At 69.0% G+C, this 6194-nt stretch carries 6 protein-coding genes and 1 pseudogene; 3 read left to right on the top strand and 4 right to left on the bottom strand.

From position 1 onward, the window contains the following. Positions 1-274: 274 nt before the first annotated feature. Positions 275-442: pseudogene (locus tag ACG02S_RS26465) on the top strand (IS30 family transposase); the annotation flags it as partial. Between the two features lie 51 nt (positions 443-493). Here the strand turns inward: ACG02S_RS26465 and ACG02S_RS22705 are convergent. Continuing rightward, the gene (locus ACG02S_RS22705) at positions 494-1471 is read right to left on the bottom strand and encodes a helix-turn-helix transcriptional regulator (RefSeq protein WP_394472780.1); all 978 of its coding nucleotides are present in this window, start codon (positions 1469-1471) and stop codon (positions 494-496) included. A gap of 487 nt (positions 1472-1958) precedes the next feature. On the opposite strand from ACG02S_RS22705, the gene ACG02S_RS22700 reads away from it, so the two are divergent. Further along, positions 1959-2645, top strand: a complete 687-nt coding sequence (locus ACG02S_RS22700; RefSeq protein WP_394472775.1) for a response regulator — start codon at positions 1959-1961, stop codon at positions 2643-2645. Beyond that, positions 2642-4003: an ATP-binding protein gene (locus ACG02S_RS22695; protein WP_394472774.1), complete on the top strand. Its 1362-nt coding sequence runs from the start codon at positions 2642-2644 to the stop codon at positions 4001-4003. Before ACG02S_RS22700 ends, ACG02S_RS22695 begins: the two co-directional genes overlap by 4 nt. Here the strand turns inward: ACG02S_RS22695 and ACG02S_RS22690 are convergent. The 3 genes from ACG02S_RS22690 to ACG02S_RS22680 are packed head-to-tail and all read right to left on the bottom strand — an operon-like array spanning position 3990 to position 6177. After that, complete coding sequence (locus tag ACG02S_RS22690) at positions 3990-4598, bottom strand: hypothetical protein (protein ID WP_394472779.1); 609 nt, start codon at positions 4596-4598, stop codon at positions 3990-3992. The genes ACG02S_RS22695 and ACG02S_RS22690 overlap by 14 nt on opposite strands. 53 nt (positions 4599-4651) lie before the next feature. Next, the gene (locus ACG02S_RS22685; protein WP_394472773.1) at positions 4652-5464 is read right to left on the bottom strand and encodes an SDR family oxidoreductase; all 813 of its coding nucleotides are present in this window, start codon (positions 5462-5464) and stop codon (positions 4652-4654) included. After that, the gene (locus ACG02S_RS22680; RefSeq protein ID WP_394472772.1) at positions 5461-6177 is read right to left on the bottom strand and encodes an iron-containing redox enzyme family protein; all 717 of its coding nucleotides are present in this window, start codon (positions 6175-6177) and stop codon (positions 5461-5463) included. Before ACG02S_RS22680 ends, ACG02S_RS22685 begins: the two co-directional genes overlap by 4 nt. Positions 6178-6194: the final 17 nt, after the last annotated feature.

Here is a 6194-nt window from a genome sequence, read left to right as displayed (position 1 = left end):
TCAACCGGCCAAGGGGATTGGCGACCGCTTCATGCCATGATCGTGAACTCGGCGGCTGCTCGTCAATGACGGCACCCGCTGGCGGTGCCGGCCTTCGTCGCCGATCCTGACCTTCCGCTTTGGGCACGGTGCTGCCCACGCACGGCGGCCGAGAACGTCAGCGGCCGCTGCGGTGCTGTCCTCCGGTGTCGAGCTTGAACTTCGGCTTTGGGCGGCAGGTTCAACCGGTCCACGCAACACACCAACCACTGCGCAGGCAGAAGGAGCGTTGCAGATGAAGTGCCGGACGCTGACGTACTACAGCGCCACGCAGAAGGCGTTGATGTGGGAGCGTTGGAACGATGGCAGGACGCTTCATGAGGTCGGCAAGTTGCTTGACCGGCCGTACACGTCGATCCAAGGCATCTTGTCGAAGACTGATGGCATTCGACCGCCCCAACGTTCAGGCCTCGGCCACCGATTTTGGTCCCGCTCGACCTGCCGAACGAACCTTTCAAGGTTCCGAAGGCCTTGTCAGCGCGCGGCTGGGGTGGACTGCGCCGATGCCGGCGACGTCTGTCCATTCGGAGTCGGCAACACCGTTCACGAGGTCGTCTTGCGCGCCTGCTCGGCCGCGGCGCGCAAACTGCGCGGGAGGCTGACCGACATGACGGGAGAAGGCTACGCTGAACGTGCTGGCCGAGCCGTAACCAACGCGCTCTGCGACGTCGGCCACCGTAGCGCCGTCGCGGCGAAGCAGGTGCTTCGCGAGCGCCATGCGCCACCCGAGCAGGTAGTCCATCGGCGTTACGCCGAGGAGTCGGTTGAACCGGGTGAAGAATGCAGACCGAGACATCGCGGCCTCCCGCGCAAGCTGGGCAACGGTCCACGACGTGGTCGGCTGCTCGTGCATCAGCCGGAGTGCCACAGCCAGCCGCTCGTCGGCAAGGCCGCGTACGAGGCCGGCCGAGGCCGCGTGACCCGGCGCCGAGCGCAGCGCCTCGATCAGGAGCACGTCCAGCAGGCGGGCGAGCACGACGTCGCGCCCTGGGCGCCGAGCCCGGAACTCCGCGTGAACCAGCGACACGAGCGTGGTGAGCGTTGGCTCGCCGCGCACGTGCACGAGCTGCGGCAGCAGCGACACCAGAAGCTTCGCGTCCGGCGCCGCGAAAACGCAGTAGCCGACGAGCAAACGTACGTCGGGCGACGCGTTCGGGTCGCCGTGCCGGATCTCGCCGTCGGGGCGAAAGACGTACGCCGTCTCCTCCCCGTCTGCCGGCGGCTCGAGGCTGGACATCGTGAAATCGAATGCGGCCGGGACGAGGACGAAGTCACCCTGCTCGAGCACCAAGGGGTCGTGTCCGTGAACTGTCAGGCGGGCAGCACCCGCAACGATCGCGCAAAAGAACGGGCGCCCTGCCTCTGCGCGACGGGCCACCCAAGGTCCGGCGGCCGTGGCCACCTTGGCGAACGGAGTACTCGGGCGCAGCAGTCCTGCTGCACGACCTGCCCCGCAGTTGTCGACGCACCCAAGGCCCGACCGGCACTCGAATGTGGCTTTGAAGAGCGCGAGGACGGCGCCATCGTGAGGGTGGCTATGGGACAGCCGGTCGACGCTGCGAGACGGCGGGCCCGTGTCGGCCATGCTCATCGCCTGCTGTGAGCCGTGTGGCAGCTTCGTGCCCGCAGCGGAAATCGCACATCAGTGGCGAGCGCCAACAAGCGGACGCTCACTTCCGCCGCCGGCACCGCTTGGGCATCCGCCGTGGCCGTCCGGGCAAATCGACGCGGAAATCTGGGTGTCAGATTGCGATCAACGCCGCAGCTCGGTGCCCGGCAGACTTCGCGCGTCGTAACGTGGATGCCCGCTCAGCCCTGATCGTGCGCTTGGATGCCGATCCGATGTGCGGCGCCCCCGCGCTGACGGCTGGTCAGGGCGCGGTCGGTGCCCCGTTCCGCCCATGGTCCAATGCCTGCAGATGAGAGTGCTAGTGCTCGAAGACGACCCCGACCTCGGCGAAGCGCTGTCGCAGGGGCTGCGACAGTCCGGCCATGCCGTGGACTGGTTCCGCGACGGCCGTCCGGCCGATGCCGCATTGACTGGAACGCCATACGACGCGCTGGTACTTGATCTGGGCCTGCCCGGCACTGACGGCATGAGCTGGCTGCGCACCTGGCGGCTGCGCGGCCTGAAGCTGCCGGTCCTGATCCTGACCGCTCGCGACGGTGTGGAGCAGCGCATCGCCGGGCTGGATGCCGGCGCCGACGACTACCTCATCAAGCCCATCGCCATCGACGAATTGGCGGCGCGCCTGCGTGCCCTGCTGCGCCGCGCCAGCGGCCGCGCGCAGGCGCTCTGGCTTCACGGCACCGTGGAGTACGACCCAGCCAGCAAACAGGTGCAATGCCAAGGCAGACCGGTCGAGCTGACGGGGCGCGAACTTGCCCTGCTGGAGGTGCTTCTGTCCCATCCGCACAGGGTGCTTTCAAAGCCCCAGTTGCTGGAGAAGATGTACGACTGGAGCGGCAGCGAGCCCGAGAGCAACGCGCTCGAGGTTCACGTGCACCACCTGCGGCGCAAGCTGTACCCGGGCATCGTGCGCACCGTGCGCGGCGTGGGCTATGCGCTGGGTGCGGCAGACGACGCGCCGGGCACCGAGCCGTGAGCCTGCAGCGTCGTCTGCTGGTCTATCTGCTGCTGTGCGCGCCGCTGGTGTGGGGCGCTGCGCTGCTGGTGTCGGTGAATCGCGCGCGGTTGGAGGTCAACGAGCTCTTCGATACCGAGAGCATTCGCCTGGCGCGCCAAGTGCAGGCCACGCTGGCGGGCGTGATGGCGGCACCCCATGGCGCGACCCCACCCGTGCTGACTGGAACCCAGAGTGACCCGACGCCCTCCGCGCTGGGTGGCGAAGCCGACCTTCGCTCCCTTTCCATCGCGGTGTGGAACGCGCGCGGTGAGTTGATGCTGGTCGATCGCGAAGGCGTGCAGTTGCCGCACCGCCTCGACGCCGCCGGCTTCGTCAACCTGACTCTCCAGGGCGACGCGTGGCGCGTGTATTACCTGCAGTCACCGCATGGTGAGTGGCTGGTGGCGGCCGGTCAGCTGGTCCACGAGCGCGACGAACTGGTGTGGAACCTGCTGGCCAGCCAGATGCTGCCCTGGTTGCTGGTCCTGCCTGTGCTGCTGGCGGCCATGGCCTGGGCCGTGCGCAAGGCCCTGGCGCCCGTGCGCGCGCTGGCCGACGAACTGCGGGGTCGCAGTGCCGACGATCTGCGGCCGGTGCCCGAGGCGCGCGCGCCGCAGGAGCTGAAACCGCTGCTGGCGGCGATGAACGGTCTGTTCCTGCGCATCGAGTCCACGCTGGCGCGCGAACGTCGCTTCACGGCCGATGCGGCGCACGAACTGCGCACGCCACTGGCCGTGTGGCGGGCGCAGTGGGACGTGGTGCGCGGCGCCGCCGGCGAAACAGAGCGTCGTGCGGCCGAAGCGCGTCTGGCGGTCGGCCTGGACCGCATCGACCGCCTCGTGACGCAGTTGCTGATGCTGTCGCGTCTGGAAGCAACGGACCGGCTGCCGCACAGCGTGCCGGTCGACTGGCCTGTGCTGGTGGGCCAGGCCATGAACGACGTGCTTGCGCTGGCCGAACGCCGTCACATCGAGCTGGCCTGCAACTGGCCGGCCGCGGGCGCTGCGCCCTTTCCGCTGCAGGGCGACCCCGACCTGCTGGCGGCGCTGCTGCGCAACCTGCTCGACAACGCGGTGCGCTATGCGCCCGAGCGCAGCAGCGTCGCATTGCGCTTTGATGCCGATGGTCTGGCCGTGGAGAACGGCGGCCCGCCGCTGTCATCCGAGGCCCTGGCGCGGCTGGGCGAGCGCTTCCATCGTGCCGATGGCCAGGCCGAGACTGGCAGTGGCCTGGGCCTGTCCATCGCGCAGCGCGTCGCAGCGCTGCATCGGCTCCGCCTGCGCCACCACGCGGGCGCCGATGGCCAGGGTGTCGTGGCGACGCTCAGTTCTTCCTGACCTTGGCCAACAGCGCCCGCGCCTCTTCGCGCCGGCCGGTGTCGGCTACCTGCCGCCCCGGGCGCGCCGGCGCATGAAGCGCGCGTTCCAGGTAAACCACGGCGTCTTCGCCGTGGCGGGTCTCGACCAGGTACTCACCGTAGAAGAAGTTGGCGTCGATGCCCTGCGGGTTCAGCGCCAGCGCTTTCTGCAGCAGTTCGCGCGCCTTGTCCTTGTCGCCGAAGCCGAGCGGCCAACCCGGCACCTTGTAGTAGAGAACGCCCAGACTGTTGTAGGCCGAGCCGTCCAGGGCCTTGGCATCGATCTGGATCGCCTGCTCGTACAGGCTCTTGGCCTGCTTTGCCAGGCCCAGAGCGCCCAGGCCGCCCTTCTCGCCGGCCCACGAACTGACGACGATGCCCTCCCACACCAGCGGCTCGCTGCGGCCCGGAAAGACCTGGCTGACCTGGTGCGCCTTGGCGGCCAGCGACTCAAAGCGCTTCTCGCGCTCGGCAGCCGGAGTCTGGTAGCGGATCACCTCCCAGTCGCGCTGCAGGTCGGTGACTGCATCGTCTACCGGTGCCGCGGACGTGGCCAGCGGACCCAGAGCCAGCATCAAGCCCAGCGCGGGAAGGATCGCGGCGAGCCGCTTCGGGTGTGGGATGGTTTTCATGATCTACGGGTTCCGGTGATGACGGGCGGTGTGAGGGGCGGTGTGACGGCCGAAGGAACCGCCGTGAGGCTGCGACGGTGCTTTGCGAAGCTGCTGTCCAGCAGCCCGCCGAGCAGGCCGTTCAGGCGCACGGCCAGCCGTTCGGGAAAGCCGATGAATTGTTCTGCGGCTTCGCTCTCGATGATCTTCAGCAGTTCTGTGGCCACAACCTGCGGGCTGTCCATCGCGGTGCCGGTGGCGCGGTTGTAGGCATCAACCTCGGCGCCATTGAAGGCCGTGCGCGTGCTGCGCGGGGCCAGCGTCTGCACCCGCACGGGCCCGCCGGCGAGTTCACGCCGCAGACTCTCGGCAAATCCGTGCAGGCCGGCCTTGCTGGCGCCGTAGACGCTGAATCCCGGCACGCCGATGCGGCCCAGGGCCGAACCCACGAACACCAGCTGTGCCACTGGCAGGCACTGCAGGTAGGGCAGCAAGGCCTGGCTCAGTTGCATGGGCGCCAGCAGGTTGGCCTGCAGCACGGCCTGCATCTGCGCCGCCGGCGTGCCGGCCAGCGGGCCGAAGGCAGGGGCACCCGCCGCCAGCACCACGACGTTGGCCCGCCAGGTGGCGGCGGTGCCGGCCACGCTGGCAACGCCGGCAGCAGTGTCCAGGTCGGCCTGCAGCCAGTCCTGACCTGGGGGCAGTGGCGAAGCGGCGGCGCGGCCGACGCCGAGCACCGCCGCGCCAGCGCCTTGCAGCGCCGACGCCATCGCGCGGCCGATGCCGCCGCTGGCGCCGGTCAATAGCACCCGCGCTTCGTGCGCCTTCACGCCAGGGCCTCGGCGGCGGCCGGTGTGGGGCTGGGGCTCGGTGCGGTGACAGGCAAAGCCGCATCTGGCAGTGGCAGGCTGCGGAACACCTCACCGTAAAGTCGGAAGAAGGCCTTTGCCGCATGCACGATGGCTTCCTGGTCGCCCGGGTCTTCCACCTTATCCATCAAAAGCTCGAAGTGCGCCGTGTGCTCCTGGTCCAGCGTGCCGTGCGAACGCAGGTAGCTGAAGGCGGCGTCGGGCAGCGACAGCGGTTTCTGGATGGCATCGGCCGCCAGCAGGGCCAACGACACGCTGGTGCCCTCCAGCACATGCACCATGCCGAAAAAGCCCAGCGGGTTGATGCGCGCGATCGTGTCGTAGGCGTAGGCCACCATGACCTCGGTAGCGTGGTTGGGCGGGCCGTGGCGCACGGCGTCAGCGTCACCACCCGCAGCACGGATGTCATTGAGGATCCACTCGTCGTGGCCGGTTTCTTCCTCGATGTACTCGTCCAGCGGGCCACGCAGCCAAGCGTTGCGCGCCGGCAGCGCGTCGCGCGTGGCGCGCAGCAGCGGCACGGTGTGGCGCACGTGGTGGTAGGCCTCACGCAGAAAGGCCAGGTAGCTGGCCAGCGAGACCTGGCCGCGCAGCGCGCCCTGGATGATGGGCGTGGCCAGCAGCCCCTGGCGGGCGGCGGCAGTCTCTTGCAAAAGGCGGGCGTGGAATGTCATGGTGGATGGATGTGTTG

The sequence above is a fragment of the Pelomonas dachongensis genome, assembly GCF_043555865.1.
In the GTDB taxonomy this organism is placed as follows: Bacteria; Pseudomonadota; Gammaproteobacteria; order Burkholderiales; family Burkholderiaceae_C; genus Pelomonas; species Pelomonas dachongensis.
The sequence above is the reverse complement of the archived record's forward strand: the minus strand, read 5'-3'. Positions and strand labels throughout refer to the sequence as shown.